This window comes from Microbacterium sp. Root553, from assembly GCF_001426995.1.
GTDB lineage: Bacteria > Actinomycetota > Actinomycetes > Actinomycetales > Microbacteriaceae > Microbacterium.
In genome coordinates this window covers 779,001-803,803 of the sequence record NZ_LMFY01000001.1, presented here as the reverse complement: position 1 = coordinate 803,803, position 24,803 = coordinate 779,001, and the positions used below count along the sequence as shown (strand labels likewise).

23 protein-coding genes and 2 pseudogenes are annotated in these 24,803 nt (G+C 68.8%); 13 read left to right on the top strand and 12 right to left on the bottom strand.

The annotated features are described in order from the left end of the window. The first annotated feature begins 24 nt into the window (after positions 1 to 24). The 4 genes from ASD43_RS03600 (at position 25) to ASD43_RS03585 (ending at position 3,594) form a co-directional block, all read left to right on the top strand. Positions 25 to 1,077 (top strand): FecCD family ABC transporter permease, encoded by a 1,053-nt coding sequence (locus tag ASD43_RS03600; protein WP_056419013.1) that lies wholly within the window; start codon positions 25 to 27, stop codon positions 1,075 to 1,077. Further along, positions 1,074 to 1,874: an ABC transporter ATP-binding protein gene (locus ASD43_RS03595; RefSeq protein WP_056413698.1), complete on the top strand. Its 801-nt coding sequence runs from the start codon at positions 1,074 to 1,076 to the stop codon at positions 1,872 to 1,874. Before ASD43_RS03600 ends, ASD43_RS03595 begins: the two co-directional genes overlap by 4 nt. Next, positions 1,864 to 2,820: a siderophore-interacting protein gene (locus ASD43_RS03590; RefSeq protein WP_056413695.1), complete on the top strand. Its 957-nt coding sequence runs from the start codon at positions 1,864 to 1,866 to the stop codon at positions 2,818 to 2,820. The genes ASD43_RS03595 and ASD43_RS03590 overlap by 11 nt, the downstream gene beginning before the upstream one ends. Before the next feature lie 84 nt (positions 2,821 to 2,904). Then, on the top strand, positions 2,905 to 3,594 hold the full coding sequence (locus ASD43_RS03585; RefSeq protein WP_056413692.1) for a hypothetical protein: 690 nt from the start codon (positions 2,905 to 2,907) through the stop codon (positions 3,592 to 3,594). Here the strand turns inward: ASD43_RS03585 and ASD43_RS03580 are convergent. Continuing rightward, positions 3,578 to 4,165, bottom strand: coding sequence for a TetR/AcrR family transcriptional regulator (locus ASD43_RS03580; protein ID WP_056419008.1), 588 nt, complete (start codon positions 4,163 to 4,165; stop codon positions 3,578 to 3,580). The two genes, ASD43_RS03585 and ASD43_RS03580, sit on opposite strands and share 17 nt — an antisense overlap. A gap of 59 nt (positions 4,166 to 4,224) precedes the next feature. Here ASD43_RS03580 and ASD43_RS03575 point away from each other — a divergent pair, with 59 nt between their 5' ends. Together ASD43_RS03575 and ASD43_RS03570 are read left to right on the top strand one after the other, a co-directional pair. After that, entirely contained in the window at positions 4,225 to 5,046 is an 822-nt protein-coding gene (locus tag ASD43_RS03575) for an SDR family NAD(P)-dependent oxidoreductase (protein ID WP_056413690.1), read from the top strand. 66 nt (positions 5,047 to 5,112) lie between these two features. Continuing rightward, positions 5,113 to 5,571, top strand: a complete 459-nt coding sequence (locus ASD43_RS03570) for a hypothetical protein (protein WP_056413686.1) — start codon at positions 5,113 to 5,115, stop codon at positions 5,569 to 5,571. A gap of 28 nt (positions 5,572 to 5,599) precedes the next feature. On the opposite strand, the pseudogene ASD43_RS16905 reads toward ASD43_RS03570, so the two are convergent. Then, a pseudogene (locus tag ASD43_RS16905) lies at positions 5,600 to 5,761 on the bottom strand (substrate-binding domain-containing protein); the annotation flags it as partial. A gap of 14 nt (positions 5,762 to 5,775) precedes the next feature. Here ASD43_RS16905 and ASD43_RS03565 point away from each other — a divergent pair. Next, positions 5,776 to 6,132, top strand: a pseudogene (locus ASD43_RS03565) (ABC transporter permease subunit); the annotation flags it as partial. 302 nt (positions 6,133 to 6,434) lie between these two features. Here the strand turns inward: ASD43_RS03565 and ASD43_RS03560 are convergent. Further along, the gene (locus ASD43_RS03560; RefSeq protein WP_056413683.1) at positions 6,435 to 7,277 is read right to left on the bottom strand and encodes an alpha/beta fold hydrolase; all 843 of its coding nucleotides are present in this window, start codon (positions 7,275 to 7,277) and stop codon (positions 6,435 to 6,437) included. A gap of 96 nt (positions 7,278 to 7,373) precedes the next feature. On the opposite strand from ASD43_RS03560, the gene ASD43_RS03555 reads away from it, so the two are divergent. Together ASD43_RS03555 and ASD43_RS03550 are read left to right on the top strand one after the other, a co-directional pair. Next, positions 7,374 to 7,937 carry a TetR/AcrR family transcriptional regulator gene (locus tag ASD43_RS03555; RefSeq protein WP_056413680.1) on the top strand — a complete coding sequence of 188 codons (564 nt, stop codon included), beginning with the start codon at positions 7,374 to 7,376 and terminating at the stop codon, positions 7,935 to 7,937. Between the two features lie 242 nt (positions 7,938 to 8,179). Further along, positions 8,180 to 8,974, top strand: coding sequence for a tryptophan-rich sensory protein (locus tag ASD43_RS03550; RefSeq protein ID WP_082539225.1), 795 nt, complete (start codon positions 8,180 to 8,182; stop codon positions 8,972 to 8,974). A gap of 133 nt (positions 8,975 to 9,107) precedes the next feature. On the opposite strand, the gene ASD43_RS03545 is transcribed toward ASD43_RS03550, so the two are convergent. The 6 genes from ASD43_RS03545 to ASD43_RS03520 form a co-directional block, all read right to left on the bottom strand. Continuing rightward, positions 9,108 to 9,779 carry a response regulator gene (locus ASD43_RS03545; protein ID WP_056413674.1) on the bottom strand — a complete coding sequence of 224 codons (672 nt, stop codon included), beginning with the start codon at positions 9,777 to 9,779 and terminating at the stop codon, positions 9,108 to 9,110. After that, a complete protein-coding gene (locus ASD43_RS03540; RefSeq protein ID WP_056419007.1) occupies positions 9,776 to 12,298 on the bottom strand; it encodes an ATP-binding protein in 2,523 nt (840 codons plus the stop codon). The genes ASD43_RS03545 and ASD43_RS03540 overlap by 4 nt, the downstream gene beginning before the upstream one ends. Before the next feature lie 14 nt (positions 12,299 to 12,312). Then, on the bottom strand, positions 12,313 to 12,912 hold the full coding sequence (kdpC, locus tag ASD43_RS03535) for a potassium-transporting ATPase subunit KdpC (protein ID WP_056413671.1): 600 nt from the start codon (positions 12,910 to 12,912) through the stop codon (positions 12,313 to 12,315). A gap of 179 nt (positions 12,913 to 13,091) precedes the next feature. Beyond that, the gene (gene kdpB / locus ASD43_RS03530; protein WP_056413667.1) at positions 13,092 to 15,377 is read right to left on the bottom strand and encodes a potassium-transporting ATPase subunit KdpB; all 2,286 of its coding nucleotides are present in this window, start codon (positions 15,375 to 15,377) and stop codon (positions 13,092 to 13,094) included. 1 nt (position 15,378) lies between these two features. Further along, a complete protein-coding gene (gene kdpA, locus ASD43_RS03525; RefSeq protein WP_157550762.1) occupies positions 15,379 to 17,064 on the bottom strand; it encodes a potassium-transporting ATPase subunit KdpA in 1,686 nt (561 codons plus the stop codon). A gap of 11 nt (positions 17,065 to 17,075) precedes the next feature. Continuing rightward, the gene (locus tag ASD43_RS03520) at positions 17,076 to 17,165 is read right to left on the bottom strand and encodes a potassium-transporting ATPase subunit F (RefSeq protein WP_056276367.1); all 90 of its coding nucleotides are present in this window, start codon (positions 17,163 to 17,165) and stop codon (positions 17,076 to 17,078) included. A gap of 233 nt (positions 17,166 to 17,398) precedes the next feature. Between ASD43_RS03520 and ASD43_RS03515 the strand changes: the two genes are divergently transcribed. Continuing rightward, positions 17,399 to 18,577: an SLC13 family permease gene (locus ASD43_RS03515; protein WP_056413662.1), complete on the top strand. Its 1,179-nt coding sequence runs from the start codon at positions 17,399 to 17,401 to the stop codon at positions 18,575 to 18,577. 42 nt (positions 18,578 to 18,619) lie between these two features. Here ASD43_RS03515 and ASD43_RS03510 read toward each other — a convergent pair whose 3' ends face one another. The 3 genes from ASD43_RS03510 to ASD43_RS03500 all read right to left on the bottom strand — a co-directional run bounded on the left by ASD43_RS03510 (position 18,620) and on the right by ASD43_RS03500 (position 21,798). Further along, the gene (locus ASD43_RS03510; protein ID WP_056413658.1) at positions 18,620 to 19,213 is read right to left on the bottom strand and encodes a GNAT family N-acetyltransferase; all 594 of its coding nucleotides are present in this window, start codon (positions 19,211 to 19,213) and stop codon (positions 18,620 to 18,622) included. A gap of 34 nt (positions 19,214 to 19,247) precedes the next feature. After that, positions 19,248 to 21,335 (bottom strand): APC family permease, encoded by a 2,088-nt coding sequence (locus tag ASD43_RS03505; protein ID WP_056413652.1) that lies wholly within the window; start codon positions 21,333 to 21,335, stop codon positions 19,248 to 19,250. A 103-nt stretch (positions 21,336 to 21,438) separates the two neighbouring features. Next, positions 21,439 to 21,798, bottom strand: a complete 360-nt coding sequence (locus tag ASD43_RS03500) for a nuclear transport factor 2 family protein (protein WP_056413649.1) — start codon at positions 21,796 to 21,798, stop codon at positions 21,439 to 21,441. Positions 21,799 to 21,904: 106 nt separating this feature from the next. On the opposite strand from ASD43_RS03500, the gene ASD43_RS03495 reads away from it, so the two are divergent. From ASD43_RS03495 to ASD43_RS03485, 3 genes are all read left to right on the top strand, one after another. After that, on the top strand, positions 21,905 to 22,603 hold the full coding sequence (locus ASD43_RS03495; protein ID WP_056413646.1) for a GTP pyrophosphokinase: 699 nt from the start codon (positions 21,905 to 21,907) through the stop codon (positions 22,601 to 22,603). A gap of 150 nt (positions 22,604 to 22,753) precedes the next feature. Then, positions 22,754 to 23,092, top strand: coding sequence for a hypothetical protein (locus ASD43_RS03490; RefSeq protein ID WP_157550759.1), 339 nt, complete (start codon positions 22,754 to 22,756; stop codon positions 23,090 to 23,092). Positions 23,093 to 23,161: 69 nt separating this feature from the next. Next, positions 23,162 to 24,802, top strand: a complete 1,641-nt coding sequence (locus ASD43_RS03485) for a molybdopterin-dependent oxidoreductase (protein WP_056413640.1) — start codon at positions 23,162 to 23,164, stop codon at positions 24,800 to 24,802. The last annotated feature ends 1 nt before the right edge of the window (position 24,803 follow it).

Below are 24,803 nucleotides of genomic sequence, written 5' to 3'. Positions count from 1 at the left end.
ACCATCGACCGCCCCGCCGCCCCGATGACCCCGGGCGCCGACGATGCCCGCGCCCAGGTCGACGCGATCATCGCCGGACGTCGATCGCGCCATCGCCGCCACTCCGTCGCCACGATCGTGCTCGGCGCTCTGCTTGTCGCGCTCTTCACCACCGCGCTGATGATCGGCAACACCTTCTATCCGCTCGATGCGGTGATCCGCGTCATCCTCGGCGACACCGTGCCCGGCGCATCGTTCACGGTCGGCGAGCTGCGGCTGCCCCGGGCGATTCTCGCCATCCTCGCCGGCTTCGCATTCGGCATCGCGGGTGTGTCGTTCCAGACACTGCTGCGCAATCCGCTCGCCTCCCCCGACATCATCGGCATCTCGAACGGCGCGGGTGCCGCGGCCGTCGTCGGCATCGTCGTGCTGTCACTTGACGGGCCCCTCGTGTCGCTGTTCGCCCTCGCCGGCGCGGTCGTGACGGCGGGGGTCATCTACCTGCTGTCGATCAAGAACGGCTTCGCCGGCACCCGCCTGATCCTCATCGGGATCGGTGTCGCCGCGATGCTGCAGAGCGTGATCTCGTACGTGCTGTCGCGGGCGGCGAGCTGGGACATCCAGACGGCCATGCAGTGGCTCACCGGCAGCCTGAACAACGCCTCCTGGGAACGAGTGATGCCGCTGGCCCTCGCATCGGTCGTGATCGTGCCGCTCATGCTGCTGCAGGGGCGCGCCCTCGGCGCGATGCAGCTGGGCGACGACTCGGCCTCCGGGCTCGGCGTGCGGGTCAACACCACGCGACTGCTGTACATCCTCGGCGCGGTGGCGCTGCTGGCCTTCGCCACCGCGGCGACCGGACCCATCGCGTTCGTCGCCTTCATGGCAGGACCCATCGCCGCCCGCATCACCGGTCCCGGTGCGAACCTGCTGGTCCCCAGTGCGTTCATCGGCGCGGTGCTGGTGCTGGGCGGCGACCTGCTGGGGCAGTTCGCGTTCGGCGACCGCTACCCGGTCGGCGTCGTCACCGGAGTGCTCGGCGCCCCGTATCTGATCTACCTGCTCATCCGCACCAACCGCTCGGGAGGTTCCCTGTGACCGAGGCGCACACCCTGACGGCAGAGTCCGTCACCCTCGCCTACGGCGACCGCACGATCATCGACGGGCTCGACCTCGCGATCGCTCCGGGCAAGATCACGACGATCGTCGGGGCGAACGGATGCGGCAAGTCGACCCTGCTGCGTGCGCTCGCCCGCCTGCTGTCGCCCACCGATGGGCAGATCGTGCTCGACGGCAGGTCCGTGCACGCGCGTCCGACCAAGGAGGTCGCGCGCATTCTCGGGCTCCTGCCGCAGTCGCCGGTCGCCCCCGAGGGGATCGCCGTCGCCGACCTGGTCGGTCGCGGCCGGCATCCGCACCAGAAGATGCTGGCCCGCTGGAGCGCGCACGACTACGAGGTCGTGGCGGATGCTCTCGCCGCGACCGGCACGACGGAGCTCGCCGACCGCAGTGTCGATGAGCTCTCGGGTGGTCAGCGCCAGCGCGTCTGGATCGCGATGGCGCTCGCGCAGGAGACCGACATCCTGCTCCTCGACGAACCGACCACGTTCCTCGACGTCGCACACCAGGTCGAGGTGCTCGACCTGCTCACCGATCTGAGCGTCTCGCGCGGCACCACGATCGTCATGGTGCTGCACGACCTCAACCTGGCCGCGCGCTATTCCGACGAGCTCGTCGCGATGAAGGAGGGCAGGGTGCACGCCACCGGTGCTCCGCAGGACGTCGTGACCGCCCAGCTCGTCGAAGAGGTCTTCGACCTCGCCAATCAGATCACCACGGATCCGGTCTCCGGAAAGCCGATGGTCACACCTATCGGGAGGCACCATGTCCGCTGAGACCACCACCGAACGCCCCACCTACGTGCTGGCGCGTGCCGAGGTGCGCGGCGTCGCCCGGGTCTCGCCGAACTTCGTGCGCGTGACCTTCGGGGGCGACGACCTGTTCGAGTTCGCCACGCCGGGAGACGTCTTCGACTCCCGGATCAAGCTGGTCTTCCCGCCGGCATCCGGCATCCTGCCCGATCTCGACCGCGACACCGACGACTGGTGGGGATCCTTCCTCGCCGTTCCCGAGGGCGAGCGCGGGTCCATGCGCACCTACTCGGTGCGCGACCTTCGCGTGACCGACGCGGGCACCGAGATCGATGTCGACTTCGTGCTGCATCTCGCTCCCGGACTCACCGGGCCCGCGTCGCTGTGGGCCAGTACGGCCGAGGTGGGCCAGGAACTGTTCCTCGTCGGGCCGCGTCGAGGTGTGGCCGCCGCAGCCCACGGCGGAGCCGAGTACGAGCCGGGCTCGGCCACCTCGGTCGTGCTCGTGGGCGACGAGACCGCCGCTCCGGCGATCGCCCGCATCCTCGAGGACGCTCCGAGCGACCTGCGCGGCTGCGCGTTCATCGAGGTTCCGTCGCCCGCCGACGTCTTGCGCATCGACGCCCCCGTCGGTGTCGAGGTGCGCTGGCTGCCCCGCGACATCGGCGAACCCCACGGCGTGCGTCTGATCCCTGCCGTGCTCGGCTACCTCGGAGATGCGGATGCCGCCGACGAGATCGACGTGAAGGACATCGAGTCCGAAGATCTGCTCTGGGAGACGCCCGACTACTCGGGTCTCGGCGAGGACATCGCGGCGGCGGATGCTCCCGCGGAGCGCTACTTCTGGATCGCCGGCGAGAGCGGCGTCGTCACGACGCTGCGCCGCCACCTGGTCAAGGACCTCGGCATCGACCGCGGGCAGGTGGCCTTCATGGGCTACTGGCGCCGCGGCGTCGCCATGCGCGGCTGAGGCCTTCTGCCCGGGTCGTGCTGTTCTCCGCCGGCTGCGGCGCTCACGGTGGACGTCGATCACGGCAGCGGTCAGACTGGGCGGATGGAGTACGCCGGAGTAGTGCCGATGGACGCCCCCGACCCGAGGGGCGAGTCCGAAGCTCGCGTTCGAGATCTCGCCTTCCCCGTGTTCCAGCTGCGGCCGCAGCCGTCGCTCACGCGCATATCGGGCGCGGGGTTCATGCAGAGCAGCGGGCCGACAGGCGTGACGGAGTCGTCGGTGTCTTTCAGCTACACGCTGTGGCGGCATCCGGAGGATCACTCCGACCCCCGCAACGAGATCGAGCTGGATGCCGCGACTCGACGCTCGCTCGAGGAGGAGCCACCGTGGGGTCGCCCTGCCTGGCTGATCGAGCAGGCTCAGCTTCTCAAGTACCCGATGCTGTGGGAGGCGGTGCGCACCAGCTGGCAGGCATCGCCGGATCCCGAACGGCATTCGCTCGCGCAGCAGCTCGTCGACCACACCAGCCACGTGCTGCGCAATGGCTTCCGCGAGGAGCTCGGGCTCCCCGACGGGCCGAGTGACGGCGACGGCGGGTGGGAGGCGAAGCCATCGGCGGTGTGGGATGCCGTCGTCACGGTAGACGGCGAGCGTCGGCCGGGCGTGCAGATCGACACCGATCCGTTGGTCTACGCGGTCGGGTTCCGCGTCGAGGAGAACGTCGTCTGCACGACGGTCGTTCCCCGAGACAGCCTGTCTCTGATCGACCTCGCCCTCACGACCTACGAGTGAGTCGACCGATCTTCGGCGACTGTCCCTGCGCGCCGGCGCTTCGCAGGACGCGCTCGACGTGAGCGGCGACCCATTCCGCATCGAACGGTCGGCTGCGCAGCAACCAGCGGTGGAAGATCGGTCCGACGAACAGCTCTGCCACGTCTTCCGGGGCCGGCACTCTCGCCTGGCGCAGGCGCTCGGAGATCCCGCTCAGCTGCGGCTCGAGCAGCGCGTCTCGAAACTGCGCGGCAAGGGCGTCGTCCGACTGCAGCTCAGCGGTGACGGCTCTGAGCAGCCGCTCCTGCGTGGGGTCGGACAGTTCGTCGATCATGCCGGTCGCCAGTGCCGCGAGGTCGAGTGTGAGATCGCCGGAGTTCGGCACGGTGACCCTGCCGTTCTCGTCGAGGCTGCGAGCCAGGAGCGCGTCGAAGAGGATCTCGCCCGTCGAGGACCATGACCGGTAGAGGGTCTGTTTGCTGACTCCTGCTCGTGCGGCGATCCCCTCCATCGTGATCGCCGCCACCGGACGCTCGCCGGCCAGAGAGAGCGCAGCCGCGTGCACCTTGGTGCGGGTTCGTTCACGGGCCATGTTCACAACGATACTCGAGCAAACGAGACGGAGCGTCCAGTTCGCGCTACGATCTTCCCATGACTTCACCGCAGAGATGGTTCATCACCGGCGGCAGCCGGGGCCTCGGGCGAGCGCTCACCACTGCCGCCCTTGACGCGGGTCACGCCGTCGTGGCGACGGTCAGGGGTGACCACGCGCTGCCTGACCACGACCGGCTGACCGTGCTGACCCTCGACGTCCGCGATCGCGATGCGGCGCACGAGACCGTTCGACGTGCTGCTGACCTGCTCGGCGGAATCGACGTGCTCGTCAACAATGCCGGGTACGGCATGATCGGAGCGCTCGAAGAGGCGTCGGAAGAGGACGCCCGGGCGATCGTCGACACGAATCTGCTCGGCCCCCTGTGGCTGAGCCAGGCCGTCATCCCGATCATGCGCCGCCAGGGTGGCGGACACATCGTGCAGATCTCGACGGTCGGAGCCGTCGGGACGATGCCGATGCTCGGCCTCTACAACTCCACCAAATGGGGCCTCGAGGCGTTCAGTGAGGCGATGGCGGCGGAGGTCGAGAGATTCGGCATCCGCGTCTCCCTGATCGAGCCGGGGGCGCTGGATACGGAGTGGGCCGATGCGAGCATGCGGTTCAGTTCGCCTCTGGATGCCTACGACGCGCAGCGGATCGAGATGTTCGGCACCACGGAAGTTCCCTGGCCTGCGGGCGAGTCGAGCGGCGGCACGGCACCCGAGGATGCCGCGGGGGTGATCCTCGTCCGAGTCGCCGCAGCAGACGACCCACGCCTGCGCGTGCTCGTCGGCGACGATGCTCCCGCCCAGGTCGCCGCGGCGCTCGACCTGCGGCAGAAGGACTACGCTCTCGACCCGCGCTTCCCGACCGCCTGACGCGCTGCTTCTCGCTCACCGTGCGCGCTCGCCGCGCGCTCCGCATCCTGCGGTTACGCTCGCGGGGTGACCACAGACGACGAGACCGTCATCCACGTGACATCGGATGCCGCGTGGCTGCCCCGCCACGGCAGGGCCGAGGTGATTCGCCGCCGCACCCCTCCTCGCCCGATGAGCATCGTCCGGCTGCTCCTGCGACAGGATGACCGGGTCTTCTGCGTGCCGAGACGCGAAGACGGTCGTATCGATCTGCCGCATCGGATCGTGGGCGTGGGCGACCCGACCGGAGAGAGCGCGATCGTCGAGCTCGCCGCGCAGGTGACCGGATCCCGGGAGTCGCTGACGTTCGCGGGCGCGGTGCGGAACGTCGTCGACTCGCCCCGGAGCGACTATTCCTGGCCGACGCCGCGCGCCCACTTCGGAGTGTGGATGTCGGAGGGTGATCCCGTCATCGAGGGATCCTGGGTCGCGGTCGGCGGTGGGTCCGTCCTGCGCGACCGGCACTGGTTCCCGCTGCTGGGCTGAGCAGAAGGCGAGCGGCGCGTGGGGAGATCTACGCGCTCGCGCGCACCACGAGCTCGGTGTCGAGGATGACGGAGCGAGCGGGAGCTCCGGCGATGACCTCGAGCAGTACGGCGACCATCTGCGCGCTGATCTGATCCCAGGGCTGACGCATGGTGGTGATCGGCGGCTCGTGAGTGGCGGCGAGGCCCGAGTCGTCGAAGCCGCTTCTTCAACACGATCCCCGTCGAGATCGACGAGTCGGCGAAGATCGACGGCGCGAGCCACGCGCAGATCTTCTGGCGGCTCATCATGCCGCTGGTCGTGCCGATCCTCGCGGTCGTCGCGTTGCTGGCGTTCCTCGCGGCCTTCGGCGACTTCATCCTGTCGAAGATCATCCTCACCTCCGAGGACAACTGGACCCTCGCCGTCGGCATGTACCAGTGGGTATCCAACCAGCTGACCTCTCGCTGGGGGCTGTTCGCCGCCGGTGTCGTCGTCGCCGCCGTTCCCGTGCTCGCGCTGTTCTTCTCGCTGCAGAAGTACATCATGGGCGGCCTCACCCAGGGGTCCGTCAAGGGCTGATCCTCCCGATCTCGGTCGGCGCCGCGTTTCGTCTCGTCGCTGCGCTCCTCGCTCAACGGGCGAGGCGTGGTGTGTCGTCAGTGAGACGAAACGCGCCCCGCCTGTTGAGCGAGCGGAGCGAGACGAAACGCGGCGCGTCTGTTGGTCCCGCCCGTTGAGCGAGCGGAGCGAGACGAAACGCGTCCGCGGATTGCAGAGTGGTGAACTCCGGCATCCGCACCGCGTTTCGTCTCGTCGCTGCGCTCCTCGCTCAACGGGCGGAGGGTCGCAGTGCCGCGTCTCCTCGCTCGGCGAACGGAGGACTACTTGTTGAGGAAGTCCTTCAGCGCGGCGTTGACCTCGTCGGCGTGCGTCCAGAGCAGACCGTGCGGGGCGCCTTCGACCTCGACGTAGGTCGCCGCGGGCACGGCCTGGTGGAAGCGACGGGCGGTGGCGTCGATCGGCAGGATGTTGTCCTTCGTGCCGTGCAGGATCAGGGTGGGCTTGCCGGCGGCGGCGACGGCCTCGACGTCATCGCGGAAGTCCTCGATCCAACTCGGGACGACGGCGTAGGCGGCGACGGGGGCGCTCGTGATCGCGACGTTCCAGCTGCCGGTGACGGCCTCCTGGCTGATGCGCGACCCGAGGTTCTCGTCGAGGTTGTAGAAGTCGTTGTAGAACTGCGTGAACCAGGCGAACCGGTCGCCCTTGGCCGCGGCCGCGATGCCGTCGAAGACATCCTGCGGCACACCCTCGGGGTTGTCGTCGCGCTGCACGAGGAAGGGCTCGAGCGAGGCGAGGAAGGCGAGCTTGGCGACGCGCTCGTGGCCGTACTTCGCGACGTACCGGGCGAGTTCGCCGGTGCCCATCGAGAAGCCGACGAGCACGACATCGCTCAGGTCGAGGGTCTCGAGCACGGTGTGGAGGTCGGCCGCGAAGGTGTCGTAGTCGTAGCCCTCGTTCACCTTCGACGACTGGCCGAAGCCACGGCGGTCGTAGGTGATGACGCGGTAGCCCTGGGCGAGGAGCTCGCGGGTCTGGCGCTCCCAGCTGTGTCCGTCGAGCGGGTAGCCGTGGATCAGGACGACGGGCTGGCCCGAACCCTGGTCTTCGTAGTAGAGCTCGATCGGGGTGCTGTTTTCGTTTCCGACGGTGATGTAGCCCATGATCCTGATCCTTCCGGTTCCGACGAGAACGATCGTTCTCGGTTGATGTGTCCCACACTAGAGAACGCTCGTTCTCATGTCAAGTACACTGGGATCATGACCGACGGAACAGTACGTGAACAGATCCTTGCGGCGGCGGATGAGCTCTACTACCGCAAGGGATACGCGGCCGTGGGCATGGACGAGCTGCGCACGGCGGCCGGTGTGTCGCTGCGCCGCCTCTACGCGCTCTTCCCGTCGAAGACCGACATCGTCGCGGCGGTTCTCGCGCGCAAGCGTGCGGAGTGGGAGTCGGGGCTGACCGGGGCGGTGGCGGATGCCGGCGCCGACCCCCGCGATCGCCTGCTCGCCGTCTACGGCTATCTCGAGGACTGGTTCTGCACCGACGACTTCCGGGGCTGTGCGTTCATCAACGCGTTCGGTGAGCTCGGCGGCACGAATCCCGAGGTCGCCCAGATCGTGCGCGACCACAAGGCCTCGTTCCAGGCGTACATGGCCGGGCTCGTGGTGGATGCCGGAGCTCCGGCCGCTCTCGCCGCCCAGCTGTCGATCCTCGCCGAGGGCGCGCAGAGCACCGCGGCGATCGCCGCCGATCCGCAGGTCGCCGTGCAGGCGCGCAACGCCGCCGAGGTGCTGATCGACGTCGCCGTCGCGGCCTGACCCGAGCGGCCTGACCTGGGTGCCTTGACCTGGGTGCCCCGACCTGAGCGCCCCGGTGGGCGGAACTCTCGGCGTTGGGCGGACGGATGCTGCGCAAAGCTCCGCCCTACGGGGTGTTCTCGGCCCGACGCGTGGCGGGTGACTGCAGGGGTGGGGATGCGTTTTTGCTAGCTTGGCTAGCGTTTCAGGCGAGCAGTGTCAAGGCTCGTGCGCATCGGCCCGCACGCGCGTAGGTTTCGATTATGGAATCCCGGATGCAGGACATCGCGCGCCAGTCGGTCATCATCGCCTCGGCCACCTTCATGCTGATAGCCGCGGCCGTCGGATCCGGTGCGTTCGGCGGCACCTCGGTCAGTGAGCTGCAGGATGGAGCTCTCTCGGCGCAGGGGTCGTACCTCGCCCCGGCCGGTCCCGCCTTCTCGATCTGGTCGCTGATCTACGTCGGTCTCATCGCGTACACGGTGTGGCAGGCGCTTCCCGCGCAGCGGGCGGATGAGCGTCAGCGTGCGGTCGGCGGATGGATCGCCGCGTCGATGATCCTGAACGGGCTCTGGCTCGTGACGGCCCAGTTCCTGTCGCTGCCCCTCACCGTGCTCGTGATCGCCCTGCTGCTCGCGACGCTCGCCAGGGTGATCGTGATCCTCGGACGCAGCCGCGCCCGCACCTGGCCCGAGCGCATCGTCGTCGACGGAGCCAACGGCCTGCACTTCGGATGGGTGACGATCGCGACCGTCGCCAACGCCAGCGCGTGGTTCACGCAGATCGCTCCTGCGGCCTGGGCCGATCAGGCGGACATCTGGGCCGTCGCCGTGCTCGTGGTCGTGCTCGTGATCGGCGTCACCGCAGCGATCGTCACCAAGCGCATCGCCCCTGCCCTTGCGACGGCGTGGGGTCTCGGCTGGCTCGCCGTCGGCCGCTTCACCGGAGAGCCCGAGAGCATGATCACCGGAATCGCGGCGATCATCGTCGCCGTCGCGCTCGTCGCCGCCGGTGCCTGGGGAGTCCTGCGGCGTCCTCGCGCCGACGTCGCGGTCTAGTCACTCCGCGGTTCCGACCACGACCCGTTCACGATTCAGCACAGACCCCAGAGGAGCACGGCCGCAACCCGCTGATTCCTGCCGCATGAAGGATCCATGCTGAGACGGGAACGCTCCCCGGCCGAGATCGAGGTCAGAGCACCAGCCGGTACCCCATGCCCGACTCGGTGAGCAGATGCACCGGGTTGCTCGGCGACGCCTCGAGCTTCTTGCGCAGCTGCGACATGTACAGGCGCAGGTAGCCGGAGTCCGAGACCTGCTCGCTGCCCCAGATCTCCTTCAGCAGGTCCTGTCGGGTGACGAGGGCGCCGGGATGCCGGGCGAGGTGCTCGAGCATCCGCCACTCGGTCGGCGTGAGGTGCACCCGGGCGCCGGCCCGCGTCACGGTCTTCGTCACGAGGTCGACGACGACGTCGCCGAACCCGACGGTCGACTCGCCGCCCACCGGAACAGCCCGTCGTGACAGGGCGCGCAGACGCGCCAGCAGCTCGTCGACCTGGAAGGGCTTGGTGACGAAGTCGTCGGCGCCGGCATCCAGGGCATCGACCTTGTCTGCGGATCCGGTGCGGCCCGACACCACGATGATGGGCACGTTCGTCCATCCGCGCAGCGCCTGGATCACCTCGATGCCGTCGAGTCGCGGCATCCCCAGGTCGAGCATGATGAGGTCGGGGTGTGTCTGCGCGGCGACCGCGACGGCCGCGGCGCCGTCGGACGCGACGACCACCTCGTACCCGTGCGCGGCGAGGGTGATGCGCAGGGCGCGCACCATCTGCGGATCGTCGTCGGCGATGAGGAGCTTCACTCCGTCTCCTCCTGCAGGGGATCGGGGTCTTCTGCCCGCGGCAGTGAGACGACCATGGTGAGTCCACCGCCGGGGGTGTCCTCGGGTGTCAGAGTACCGCCCATGCCCTCGGCGAATCCGCGCGACAGGGCGAGGCCGAGCCCGAGACCGGTGGTGTTGTCGGTGTCGCCCAGCCGCTGGAACGGTTGGAAGATGCGGTCGCGCTGTTCGGCGGGCACGCCTCGACCCCGGTCGATGATGCGGATCTCCACGCGCTCGGCGAGCGAGCTCGTCGACACGATCACGCGGCTGTCGGCGGGAGCGTGACGGTGCGCGTTCGCGATCACGTTCACGAGCACGCGCTGCAGCAGCACCGGGTCGGCCGACACCGGCGGCAGCTCGCCGTCGAGCACGAGCTCGACATCTGCGGGGCCGAGGCCGAGCTCGTCGACCGCGGCGAGCACGGGGCCGGCCACGTCGAGCGGCATGCTCGACACCGCGAGCACCCCGGCCTGCACGCGGCTGACGTCGAGCAGATCGGTGACGAGCGACGACAGGGTGGCGAGACTCTCGTCGGCCGTCGCGAGCAGCTCGTCGCGATCGGATGCCGACAGGCCGTGCGCCCCGCGCAGCCCGCCGATCGCCGCGACAGCCGAGGCGAGCGGGCGGCGCAGATCGTGGCTGACCGCCGAGAGCAGGGCGCTTCGTACCTGGTCGGTCTCGGCGAGGGCGGCGACCTCTCGGGCGGTGGCGCGAAGATCCGTGTGCTCGATCGCGGCGGCGAGCTGCGCGACGATCGCGTCGAGCAGTCGCCGTGCGGGGGTGTCGAGCGGCTCCCCGTGCAGTTCGAGCAGCGCGGGGGCCGAGCCGCCCGAGCCGACGGGAACGGTCGTCGCGCGACCGTCGGGAACGGGTTCGCCGTCGCTCGCGAGCACCTCGCCGTCGGGAGCGAGCAGGCGGACGCCGCTGAGACCGAACGCCTCGCGGGTGCGACTGACCAGGGCGAGCACGGCGTTGTCTCCTCGGAGCACGTTGCCGGCGACCGCAGCGAGCAGCTCCGCCTCGGCGACGGCGCGCTGGGCGGTGCGGGCTCGCCGCGCCGCCTGGTCGACGATGATGCTGACGAGGATCGCGATCACGACGTACAGGATGAGGGCGAGCACGTGCAGCGGATGCGCGATCGTGATGGTGAACAGCGGCGCGACGAACAGCAGATCGAGGGTGATGCCCGAGAGCACGGCTGCGAAGACCGCGGGGCGGATGCCGCCGATCAGCGCGACCACGACGACGAGCAGCTGGTAGGCGAGCACCTCGGAGGTGATCGATTCCGGGCTGCGGAACGTGAACATCAGCCACGACAACAGGGGACCGAAGACGAGGGCCACCGCCAGCCCGAGCACCTGACGCCGCCAGCCGAGCGCACCGCCGGTGATGCGGGGCAGGGCGACGCGACCGCCCGCGGCGGCGTGCGTGACGATGTGCACGTCGATGTCGCCCGAGCGGCGGATGACCTCTGAGCCGATGCCCGGACCGGTGAGGGCGGCCGCGACACGTCCGCGGCGGCTGACGCCGATGACGAGCTGCGTGGCATCCGCTCCCTGTGCGAACGAGACGAGCGTGCCGGGGATGTCGTCGCCGACGATCTGGTGGAAGCTGCCGCCGAGCGACTCGACCAGGGCGCGCTGGGCGGAGAGGGCTCCCGGCGTCTGGTCGCGGAGTCCGTCCTGGGTGGCGACGTGCACGGCGAGCAGCTCTCCACCGGCCGACCGCGCGGCGATGCGGGCGCCGCGGCGCAGCAGCGTCTCGCCTTCGGTGCCTCCGGTGAGGGCGACGACCACCCGCTCGCGCGCCTGCCACGTGCCCTCGATCCCGTGATCGGCGCGGTAGCTGCGCAGGGCGCTGTCGACCTCGTCGGCGAGCCACAGCAGGGCGAGCTCACGGAGCGCGGTGAGGTTCCCGAGCCGGAAGTAGTTCGACAGGGCGGCGTCGATACGTTCGGCGGGATAGACGAGACCGGCCGAGAGGCGGTCGCGCAGCGACTGGGGCGCGAGGTCGACGACCTCGATCTCGTCGGCCGCCCGCACCACGGCATCCGGGATCGTCTCCTGCTGCGCGATGCCGGTGATCTTCTCGACCACCGCGTTCAGCGATTCGATGTGCTGCACGTTCACGGTCGTGACGACGTCGATGCCGGCGTCGAGCAGCGCGTCGACGTCCTGCCACCGCTTCGGATGCGCGGATCCTGGGGTGTTGGTGTGTGCGAGCTCGTCGACGAGGGCGATCTCGGGGCGACGCGCGAGCACCGCCTCCAGATCCATCTCGCTGAGCGGCACCCCACGGTGCAGATCGGTGCGTCGAGGGACCTCGGGGATGCCGATCGTCTGCGCGGCCGTCGCGGCACGGTCGTGCGTCTCGACGATCGCGATCACCACGTCGCGCCCCTCGTCGATCAGCCGTCGGCCCTCGACGAGCATCTCGAAGGTCTTGCCGACACCGGGGGCGGCGCCGAGCAGCACGCGGAGTCGGCCGCGTCGCGGCATCCGCTCTGCCGTCATCAGCCCTCCTGCTCGTCGAGCGCGAGATTGAGTTCGGCGACGTTGATGTGCTCTTCGCCGAGGAATCCCAGATCCCGCCCTTGAATCCTAGACTCCACGAGGTCGCGCACCCTCTGCTCGTCGAGGCCGCGTTCGGCTGCGACCCGCGGCACCTGCAGCAGGGCGTAGGCGACGCTGATGTGCGGGTCGAGGCCCGAGCCGGATGCGGTCACGGCATCGGCGGGCACATCGGCCTCCGCCACGCCGTCGCGCGCGGCGATGGCCGCCCTGCGCTCGCCGATCGATGCGACGAGGTCGGGGTTCTCGGGGCCGAGGTTGCTGCCGCTCGATCCGGCGCCGTCATAGCCGTCGCCGGCGGCGGAGGGGCGCGACTGGAAGTACTGCGGCAGGGCCTCGCCGTCGGCATCCGTGAAGGACTGTCCGATCAGCGAACTGCCCTTTCCGTCGGCCAGTGGCGAGCCGTTGGCCTGGAACGGCAGCAGTAGCTGGCCGATGCCGGTGACGACGAGCGTGTAGCCGACGCCGAGCACGAGGGTGAGCACGAGCATCGTGCGGACGGCGACCCCGACGGTGCGTGCCGTGGTGCGGGAGGAGGACATGATGACCTTTCAGTGTGTGTGTGTGTGTGTGTGTGTGTGTGTGTGTGTGTGTGGCGGTCTGTCACTTCGGGGGCCGACACGCCACTTCTCGGACCGGAGGGGGCGTAACGGCCGGTATCTGGCGTGTCGGCCCCCGAAATAAGGGGGACGGACGGGCGAGACGAAGGGCGTGGACACGGTCAGAAACCGGGGATGAGGGTGATGACGAGGTCGATCAGCTTGATGCCGAGGAACGGCGCGATCACCCCGCCGAGGCCGTAGACGAGCAGGTTGCGCTGCAGGATCTGCGACGCGCTCGCCGGTCGGTACTTCACGCCCCGCAGCGCCAGCGGAATGAGGAAGACGATCACGATCGCGTTGAAGATGATGGCGCTGGTGACCGCGGATGCCGGCGAATGCAGCTGCATGATGTTCAGCGCCGCGAGTCCGGGGAAGACGCCCATGAACATCGCCGGGATGATGGCGAAGTACTTGGCGATGTCGTTCGCGAGCGAGAACGTCGTGAGCGCCCCTCGGGTGATGAGCAGCTGCTTGCCGATGCGCACGATGTCGATGAGCTTGGTCGGGTCCGAGTCGAGGTCGACCATGTTGCCGGCCTCCTTCGCGGCCGACGTGCCGGTGTTCATCGCGACGCCGACGTCGGCCTGGGCGAGAGCGGGGGCATCGTTCGTGCCGTCGCCGGTCATGGCGACGAGCCGGCCGCCCTGCTGCTCGCGTTTGATCAGCTCGAGCTTCTGCTCGGGTGTGGCCTCGGCGAGAAAGTCGTCGACGCCCGCCTCCTTGGCGATCGCGGCGGCGGTCAGCGGGTTGTCGCCCGTGATCATGACCGTGCGGATGCCCATGCTGCGCAGTTCCTCGAACCGCTCGCGCAGGCCGTCCTTCACGATGTCCTTGAGGTGCACGACGCCGAGGACCTCGCCGGCGCCCGTCGCTGTCGCTGTCGCTGGGTGGCTGACGGTTCCCCGGTCGGCGGACGGGGTGACGGCATCCGACCCGCCATCCGCGATTCCTTCAGCCATCCGGTTCGATGAAGCGGCAGAAGGGGCTGCGGTGGCGGTGGCCGTGGCGGCAGTGGGACCGTGCTTCACGGCGACCACAAGCGGAGTTCCGCCGCTCGAGGCCACGCCGTCGACGAGGCCGGTCAGCTCGGCATCCGTGTCGAGTCCGAGCCAGGTGGTGATGGCCGATCCAGCACCCTTGCGAATTTGGGTGCCGTCGGCGAGATCGAGACCCGACATGCGGGTCTGCGCGGTGAACGGCACGACGACGGCATCCGCCGGCTCTTCGACGTGGATGCCGCGGCTCTTCGCCAGCTCGACGATCGATGCCCCCTCGGGGGTCGGATCTGCGAGCGACGACAGGGCCGCGATGCGGAGCAGCTCGTCGGTCTCGACGCCTCCGAGTCGCAGCACCTCGTGGGCGCGGCGGTTGCCGTAGGTGATGGTGCCGGTCTTGTCGAGCAGCAGGGTCGTCACGTCTCCCGCGGCCTCGACCGCGCGGCCCGACATCGCGAGCACGTTGCGCTGCACGAGACGGTCCATGCCGGCGATGCCGATGGCCGAGAGCAGGGCGCCGATCGTCGTCGGGATCAGGCAGACGAGCAGGGCGATCAGCACCGGGATGCTGACGGGCGACGCCGCGTACGAGGCGATCGGGTTGAGCGCGAGCACCACGACGACGAACACGATCGACAGGCTCGCGAGCAGGATGTTCAGCGCGATCTCGTTCGGCGTGCGCTGACGGCTGGCGCCCTCGACGAGGGCGATCATGCGGTCGACGAACGTCTCGCCGGGCTTCGAGGTGATGCGCACGACGATGCGATCCGACAGCACGCGGGTGCCGCCGGTGACGGCGCTGCGGTCGCCACCGGATTCGCGGATGACGGGGGCGCTCTCTCCGGTGATGGCGGACTCGTCGACGGTGGCGATGCCCGCGATGATGTCGCCGTCGCCCGGGATCAGGTCGCCGGCCGTGACGATCACGACGTCGTCGCGCTGCAGCTCGGCCGACGAGACGTCCGCAGTCTCGGTGCGCTCGGCCGTCGCATCCGCTGTCGCGTCATACCGCACGACGCGTCGGGCCATGGTGCTGGTGCGGGTCTTGCGCAGGCTCGCGGCCTGGGCCTTGCCGCGACCCTCGGCCACCGATTCGGCGACGTTCGCGAACAGCACGGTCAGCCACAGCCAGATCGCGATGCCCCAGGTGAAGGGCGCGGGCACCGGAGTTCCGCCCGAGTCGGCGGGGCCGCCGAGGAACGGCTCGGCGATCGCGAGCACGGTGGTGAACGCGGCGCCGACCCAGACGAGCAGCATCACGGGGTTGCGCACGAGAGAGGCGGGGTTGAGCTTGCGCAGCGCACCAGGCAGTGCCTGCGTCAGCTGTGCCCAGCCGAACGAGCGCGGCGGTTCTGCGGGGGCGGATGCCGCAGCATCCTGCTGTTCTGGGGGCGTGGTGATGAGTGTCATGTCAGACGAGTCCTTCAGCGAGGGGTCCCAGTGCGAGCACGGGGAAGTACGTGAGTGCGGTGATGATGACCGCGACGGCGGTGAGGAGGCCGACGAACTGCGGTCGGTGCGTGGGCAGCGTTCCGGTGTTCTCCGGCACGCGCTGCTGTGCGGCGAATGATCCGGCGAGAGCCAGCACGAGCACGATCGGGATGAATCGTCCGAGCAGCATCGCGACGCCGAGCGCGGTGTTGAACCACGGGGTGTTCGCCGTGAGGCCGGCGAAGGCGGAGCCGTTGTTGTTCGCCGCCGATGTGAAGGCGTAGAGCACCTCGCTCATGCCGTGCACGCCGGGGTTCAGGATGCTGGTCGCCTCGACATCCGCCCGGATGCCGGGTATCGCGAAGCTCAGCGCCGTGCCGGCCAGCACGAGGGTGGGCGTCACGAGGATGTACAGGCTCGCGAGCTTGATCTCCTTCGGGCCGATGCGCTTGCCGAGGTACTCGGGCGTGCGGCCGACCAGCAGTCCGCCGACGAACACCGCGATGATCGCGAGCACGAGCATGCCGTAGAGGCCCGTGCCGACGCCGCCGGGGGCGACCTCGCCGAGCATCATGTTGAGCATCGGCATCATGCCGCCGAGTGCCGTGTACGAGTCGTGCATCGAGTTGACCGCACCGGTCGAGGTCAGCGTGCTGGCGCTGCCGAACAGCGTCGATCCGAGGATGCCGAAGCGCACCTCCTTGCCCTCCATCGCGGCGCCGGCGAGCTCGGGTGCCGAACCGCGGCCGGCGAGCTCGAGCGCCGAGAGCGCGAAGGTCGAGACGAGGAAGATCGTGCCCATCACCGCGGCGATCGCATAGCCCTGACGGTGGTCGCCGATCATGCGTCCGAACGTGCGGGGGAGGGAGAACGGGATCACCAGGATCAGCAGGATCTGCAGCAGGTTGGTCCACCCGGTCGGGTTCTCGAACGGATGCGCGGAGTTGGCGTTGAAGAAGCCGCCGCCGTTCGTGCCGAGGAGCTTGATGGCCTCCTGCGAGGCGACAGGCCCGCCGGGGATGGTCTGCGTGCCGCCAGAGACGGTCGTCACATCGGTGAAGCCGGCGAAGTTCTGCACGACACCGCCCGCGATCAGGGCGATCGCGGCGAGCAGCGCGATCGGCAGCAGGATGCGGCCGAGTCCACGGATCACGTCGACCCAGAAGTTGCCGATCGTCGTCGACCCGCGGCGGGCGAATCCACGGATGAGGGCGACGGCGACGGCGAGGCCCACGGCCGCCGAGACGAAGTTCTGCACCGTGAGACCGGCGAGCTGCACTGTGTAGCCCATCGTCTGCTCGGGCGAGTACGACTGCCAGTTGGTGTTCGCGACGAAGGACGCCGCGGTGTTGAAGGCGAGGCCTTCGGGCACGGCCGGCAGTCCGAGCGACTGGGGCAGGAACGCCTGCAGCCGCTGCAGGCCGTAGACGAGCAGCAGACCGACGACCGAGAAGGCGAGGACACCGCGGGCGTAGGCCCGCCAGGTCTGCTCGGATTCCGGGTTCACGCCGATCAGGCGGTACACGCCGCGCTCGAGCTTGAGGTCACGGGGTGTGCGGAAGACGCGGGCCATGTAGTCGCCGACCGGGCGGTACAGCAGCACGAGCGCCACGAGGAGGACCGCGGCCTGCAGGGCGCCGAACCAGAGTTCGGCGCCTGTCGACATACCGGCGCCCATCAGAACTTCTCCGGGGCGACGAGAGCCACCACGAGATAGACGACGGCGGCCACGGCGAGGGCGGCGGCGATGATCTCGAAGACGATCACAGGCGTTCCACCCCCGCAGCGATCGAGGAGACGAGGGCGAACAGCGCGAGAGTCAGCGCGATGTAGATGATGTCGAGCACGAGAGTCGATACAACTCCCGTGCAGGGGGACATCGTGCGATCCTCACGCTTCCCCTACGGCAGTGAGCGCGATGCATGCGAGATGCTCACGGCCTTCGCATGCCGAGGTGGCGGATGCCGCGCCTCACCCCCTGACGGATCTACACTCAGCGAGTGAGTGCAACGCGACGCCGACTCGGCACGGGGACGATCATCGTTCTGGCGCTCATCGCCGTGGCGGCGGTGTGCATCGTCTCCGGCATCCTTCCTCCCACGGATGCCGAGGCACTCGGCGCCCGCATCGCTCCGGTGCTCGGGTTCGTCATCGCGATCACGATCGTCGCCGAACTCGCACGGGACGCGGCGGTCTTCGATGTCGTGGCGCAGCGCCTCGCGCGCTGGGGGCATGGCCGGGTCATCCTGCTGTGGGTGTCGGTGGTGGTGCTCGCGGTCATCAGCACCGTGTTCCTCTCGCTCGACACGACGGCGGTGATCGTGACGCCGGTGGTCGTCGTGCTCGCGCAGAGCGTCGGCATCCCGCCCCTGCCCTTCGCCCTCGTCACGGTGTGGCTGGCGAACACGGCATCGCTGGCCCTGCCCGTCTCGAACCTCACCAACCTGCTGGCGGCGCGCGCGATCGGCGATGACCCTTTGTCGTTCCTCGCGCTGAGCTGGGCGCCGACGCTCGTCGGTGTGCTCGTGCCCGTGCTGATCCTCACCCTGCGCCACCGACGCACCCTGTTCGGCGACTACCGGGTGCCCTCGGGTGGACAGCCCTCCGACCGCGTGCTGTTCTGGGGCGCTGCCGCGACGCTGCTGCTGCTCATGCCGCTGCTCGCCCTCACTCACGAGGTGTGGATCCCCGCCACGGTCGCCGCCGTCATCCTCGTCATCCTGTTCGGCATTCGCCGCCGTCACGTGCTGCGCCTGTCGCTCGTGCCCTGGCAGGCGATCGGCCTCGCGGCGGCGCTGTTCGTGGTGGTCGAAGCGGCGCACGCGAACGGGCTCCTCGACTTCCTGTCGGTGCTGGCCACGAGCGGCCATGCCCCCGGCGAGCTGCTGCGGCTCTCGGCGGCCGGCGCGCTCGCGGCGAACGGGGTCAACAACCTGCCCGCCTATCTGATCCTCGAGCCGACGGCGGGTGATCCGGTCGCCCTGATGGCATTGCTGATCGGAGTGAACCTCGGCCCGCTCATCACGCCATGGGCGTCGCTCGCCACCCTGCTGTGGCACCACAGGGTGGTGTCGCTCGGTGTCGAGATCCGTTGGGGGAGCCTCATGCTCTGGGGCGCGATCGTGGCCGTGCCGACCGTGGTGGTGGCGACGCTCGTGCTCGCGCTCGTCTCGGGCTGACAGGTCCCATCCGCTGGCGTCGGGTCGGAGATCACGACGTGTTCAGGAATCCGTGACCGGCCACTCTTCCGCGAGGATGCCGTAGTTCATGCCGTCGAGCCACTCGCCCGACCGGTGCAGCGCGGTCTTGCGGCTGAACTCCTCGCGCCGCATGCCGAGGCGCTCCATCAGGCGCCACGACGGCTCGTTGTAGGCGAAGCACCCGGCGTGCACGCGGCGCAGCCCGAGGGGGCCGAAGCACACATCGATCACCGCGCGGATCGCCTCGGTCGCATAGCCTCGTCCGGTGTAGCCGGGATCGAGCACCCAGCCGAGCTCCGCCTCGACGCTCTTCACCCGGTCGGCGACCTCGAGCTGACCCCAGCCGTCGCCGATCCTGATCATGATGTCGCCGATCGGGGTCGCCTCACCGTTCTCCTCGACCAGTTCGACGATGTGCATCGAGGCGAGGCGATCGGGGTCGAGGTACCGCTCACGGAACGCCTCGATCGTGTCGGGCGCGAGCCCGAGCCACCGGTTCACCTCGGGCAGCTGGCGCCACTTCCACATCGCATCGATGTCGGATGCGGTCATCTGACGGATCTGCAGGCGCTCGGTGCTGACGGGCCAGACTTCGGCGTGCGGCGTAGCGGTCATCGCTCCAGCCTATTGAGCGGCTGCGCGCCGTGCCTCAGTTCTCGGGCGGTCCCTCGGGGCGGTGCGCGCGGCGCCCGGCCACGACGACCGGACGTCCGGCGCGCTCCTGGCCCGGCAGCGGCCGCGAGCGTCGGCCGTAGATGAGCTCGGACGAGTCGAGCAGCCACGGCACGAGCGTCACCGACACCCCGTGCACCAGCATCAGCTGGTTGGCGAGACGGCGGGAGCGCCGGTTGTGCAGGAACGTCTCCCACCAGTGCCCCACGATGTACTGCGGCAGGTAGACGGTCACGACCGACGAGCCGTGCTTCTCGCGGTACTGCCGGATGAACTGTGCCACCGGCTGCGCGAACGACCGATACGGCGACTCGACGATGACGAGCGGGATCGGCACGAGGTGATCCGCCCAGTCCTTCTGCAGCTGGGCCGCATCGTCGGTCGCCACCGCCACGTGCACCGCGAGCGTCTTGCCGTGCTTGGCGGCGACGGCGTAGTCGATCGCCTTCACGACGGGTTTCTGCAGGCGGTTGACGAGCACGATCGCCAGGTCGCCCGTCGCCCCGAACTTGGTGGTGTCGTCGATCGCGATCTCGTGCTCCACGTCGCGGTAGTACCTCTTGACGCCCATCATCAGGAAGGCCAGCACCGGGATCGCGAGGAACACCAGGTACGCGCCGTGCGTGAACTTCGTGATGGTCACGATCAGCAGCACGGCGACCGTCATCGCGGCACCCACCGAGTTGATGACCAGACCCACCTTGGCCGAACGGCGATCGGATGCCGATGCGCCGTCGATCCCGGCTCCCGGCGTGGTCTCGGCGGGGCCTCGCAGCACGCGCCGCCAGTGCCGCACCATGCCGATCTGCCCCAGTGAGAACGACACGAACACGCCGATGATGTACAGCTGGATCAGCGTGGTCAGCCGCGCCTGGAACACCACGAGCACGGCGATCGCGGCGATGCCGAGCACGATCATGCCGTTCGAGAACACGAGGCGGTCTCCGCGGGTGTTCAGCGACTTGGGTGCGTAGCCGTCGCGGGCCAGGACCGATCCGAGCAGCGGGAACCCGTTGAACGCGGTGTTGGCCGCCAGTAGCAGCACGCAGGCGGTCGCGGCCTGCACGATGAAGAAGAGGATGCTGCCGCCGCCGAACGTCGCGGCCGCGATCTGCGCCATGAGGCTGGGCTGCGGGGTCGAGCAGTCGAAGCCGATCAGGTCGCAGGGGTTCTCGGCGTAGTGCACGCCGGTGATCAGGGCGAGAGCGGTGAGGCCGGCGAACAGGCAGGCGGCGATCGATCCCATCAGCACGAGGGTCGACTGCGCATTGCGGACCTTCGGCGTGCGGAACGCGGGAACGCCGTTCGAGACCGCTTCGACGCCGGTGAGGGCGGAGCATCCGCTCGAGAAGGCACGCAGGATCAGCAGGATCACCGCGGCCTGGCCGAGGTTCTCGGAGTGCACCGCGAACTCGGCGCTGGATGCGACCGGCGCGTCGCCGAGGAACGTGCGGATGAGTCCCGTGACGATCATGAAGCCGACCGAGGCGATGAACACGTACGTCGGGATCGCGAAGACGAGCGAGGCCTCGCGCACCCCGCGCAGGTTCACGATGATGATCAGGATCACGAAGCCGACCGCGAGTTCGACCCGCAGCGGGTCGAGACCGGGAACGGCGGAGATGATGTTGTCGACACCGGAGGCCACCGACACGGCGACCGTGAGGACGTAGTCGACGAGCAGAGCGGCCGCGACGATGACGCCGGGGATCTCGCCGAGGTTCTTCGACGCGACCTCGTAGTCGCCGCCGCCCGACGGGTACGCCTTGATCAGCTGGCGGTAGCTCAGCACCACCACGATCAGCAGCACCACGACCGCGATGGCGACCAGCGGAGTGAACGACAGGAACGTCAATCCGCCGATCAGCAGGATCATCACGAGCTCCTGCGGGGCGTAGGCGACCGAGCTCAGCGCGTCGGACGCGAAGATCGGCAGGGCCATCTTCTTCGGCAGCAACTGATCGTCGACCTGCTCGCTCGTGAGCGGGTCGCCGATGAGGATGCGCTTCACGCGAGGGGGAGCGTCGGTGTTGTCCCTGGTTTCATCTGACACGTCCGGCGACATTACGCCCACCAACACCTTCCTCACGCGTTCCTCACGGAATCCCTACGGTGTGTCGAGCGTCCCTCACGGAATCCTTACGGGCCGGAGTGCGGCGCTCGATCGATCAGTCCTCGTGCGGACGCGGCATGTACCACTCGGTGAACTCGGTCGCCCGGCCCTCGTCATCCAGGCGCACGATCCAGAGGTTGAGGTAGTCGCGTTCGGCGGGGTACTTCGTGCGGCCCTCGATCACCACGAAACCGGCATCCTCTCGGACGATCCACCACTCGAACGACCACGTGTCGGGGTCGTCGAGATCCTCGAGCCAGCCGGCGACGATGTCGGCTCGGCCCACGCGAGGTTCGGAATCGGGGCTCGTCAGATACCTGGCGTCTTCACTGAAGAGGGCCGCGATCTGCTGCGGGTCGTTCGACGTCCAGGCCTCGACGTACGCTGCGGTCCACTTCTCTCCTGCTGTCGTCATGTCGTCCGTTCTATCCCCGGGCTCCGACATCGGCAACCAGGACCGATGCGTTTTCTCATCGACGATGCACAGCCACTTCCGATCACCGGCGCGTAACGTCGGATCCATGACGTCCCTCCAGGTCACCGACGACGCCATCCAGCAGACTCGGGAGCTTCGCGATGAGTTCCAGCGCTTCCTTCGCGAATACGAGTTCGGGATGCGGGAGGTCGAGACGAAGATCTCCATCCTCCGTGACGAGTTCACCCACCACCACGCGTACAACCCGATCGAGCACGTCAAGAGCCGGTTGAAGACGCCCGACAGCATCGTCGAGAAGATCGCCCGCAAGGGCATCGCCGAGCCTGACTTCGCGCGCATCCGCGCGGAGATCACCGACATCGCCGGCGTCCGCGTGACCTGCAGCTTCGTCGCCGACGTCTACCGTCTGTTCGATCTGCTCACGGCGCAGGACGACGTGACGGTCGTCACGGTCAAGGACTACATCGCGACGCCGAAGAGCAACGGGTACAAGAGCCTGCACGCGATCATCGAGGTGCCGGTCTTCCTGTCGACGGGCGCTCTGTCGGTGCCTGTCGAGGTGCAGTTCCGCACCATCGCGATGGACTTCTGGGCCAGCCTCGAGCACAAGATCTACTACAAGTTCTCGAACCAGGTGCCCTCGCATCTCGTCGACAGCCTCACTGACGCGGCCGAGGCCGCGGCCGAGCTGGACAGCCGCATGGAGCGTCTGCACCGCGAGGCCCACGGCGTGCCGCAGCGTCAGCTCGCGCCGCCGCCTCCGCCGCACGTCGTGCAGGTCTGACCCGCGTCTTTCGGGCGTTCCGGAGCGCAGTCACGCGCCGAGCCCGTTCACAATTCAGCAGGGGCTGCTCACAACTGTCTGTTCCCGTCGCCGTCTCGCGGGTTCCATCCGTTTCGTGCTGAGTTGTGAACCGTCACCGGACGCACCGGTGTGGGCGCGGCGGTGTTGCGCGCGGCCGCACGACCCTGGGAACATCGGCAGGTGGTGAAAACGCACGACGCATCCGACGTCGCAACCGAACGAGTCGTCGACGTCGACCGCACCGTCGAAGAGATCGCCGGCCTCGACCGCGGACGTCAGCTCTGCGAGTGCGACCACGGTGACGACGAGGCGTATGCCGCGTGCGGACGCCGAGCGAAGTGGCGCGTCTCCATCGACTGCGTCTGCCCCGAAAATCACCCGCGGACCGTCGAGATCCTCTGCTCCCGGTGCCTGCGCACCCTGCGCCAGACCCAGGGACGCGATACGGTCACCGCCCGCCCGCTCTGACACCATCCGTTCCCGGCTCGGCTCCGAACAACCGAGGACCACACCGTCCTCGGTGCGAAGGAGCAGACCATGGCACAGCGCAGCACCGCGGAACAGAGCGGCACACAGACCCGGCGCCGCGGCGGCAATAGATTCCTCTTCTGGGCTGCGCTCTCGGGCGTGATCAGCGGACTGGTGTTCCTGGCCACCGCCGAACTCTTCGCGCTGATCTTCGCGCGCTCGGCCAGCCCGATCCTCGCGGTCGGCGGCTTCGTGATCGACATCGTCCCGCAGCCGTTCAAGGAGTTCGCGATCGCGACCTTCGGCGAGTACGACAAGATCGCGCTGCTGGTCGGACTCGGTCTCGCGGTGGTGATCGCGTCGGCGATCGCCGGCATCCTGCAGTTGCTGCGTCCCCCGCTCGGCGTGATCGCCCTGGTGGTCGCCGGCGCGCTCTCCACCGCGGCGATCGTGACCAGGGCCGGCGTCACCGCGCTCGCGTTCCTGCCGCCGGTGCTCGGCACGATCGCAGGGTCGATCATCATCGTCCTGCTCATCCGCCGCCTCACGGCGTGGAAGGCATCCGCCGTTCCCGCCGAGATGGTCGATCGCAAAGGCGAGAAGACCGAGGCCGACGCCGACGATGCGAAGCCCTCGAAGGCCCTCGGCCGTCGGCAGTTCTTCCTGCTCGCCGGGATCGCCGGCGTCTCGGCCGTCATCGTCGGCATCGCCTCGCGCACGGTCAGCATGACTGTCGGATCTGTGGCGACGATCCGGGAGGCTCTCAAGCTGCCGGCTCCGAAGTCGAAGGTCACGGTGCCGAAGGGCGCGGAGCTCGACATCCCGGGTCTCACGAAGCTGATCACGCCGAACAAGGACTTCTACCGCGTCGACACCGCACTGACCGTGCCCACGATCGACCCCAGCACCTGGCGCCTCGTCATCGACGGGATGGTCGACAAGCGTGTCGAACTGAGCTTCCAGGACATCCTCGACATGGGTCTCGACGAGTACGCGATCACGATGACCTGCGTCTCGAACGAGGTCGGTGGCGGACTGGTCGGCAACGCGATGTGGCTGGGAGTGCCGCTGCGCGATGTTCTGAAGAAGGCCGGCGTGAAGTCCGGTGCCGACATGGTGCTCTCGAAGAGCGTCGACGGCTACACGGCGAGCACGCCGCTGTCGGCTCTCACCGACGACAACCTCGACGCGATCCTCGCGGTCGGCATGAACGGAGAGCCGCTGCCGCTCGAGCACGGCTTCCCGGTGCGGATGGTGGTACCGGGGCTCTACGGCTACGTCTCGGCGACCAAGTGGCTCACCGAGCTCAAGGTCACGACGTTCGAGAAGGACGAGGCCTACTGGACTCCCCGCGGATACAGCGCCGAGGCGCCGATCAAGTTCGCCTCGCGCGTCGACACCCCGAAGGTCGGGCAGGCCGTCGATGCCGGGCGCATCCCGATCGCGGGCGTCGCGTGGGCGCAGACCGTGGGCATCGAGCGCGTCGAGGTGAAGATCGACGAGGGTGACTGGATGCCGGCGACGCTGTCGGCGCCGATCAACGAGAACACCTGGGTGCAGTGGTTCATGGAGTGGGATGCCACCCCCGGCACCCACTACGTGGCCGTGCGCGCGATCAACAAGAACGGCGACACGCAGATCGAGGAGCGGGCGCCGATCGCGCCGAACGGCTCATCGGGATGGCAGCGTTCTCTGGTCCGGGTGAACTGAT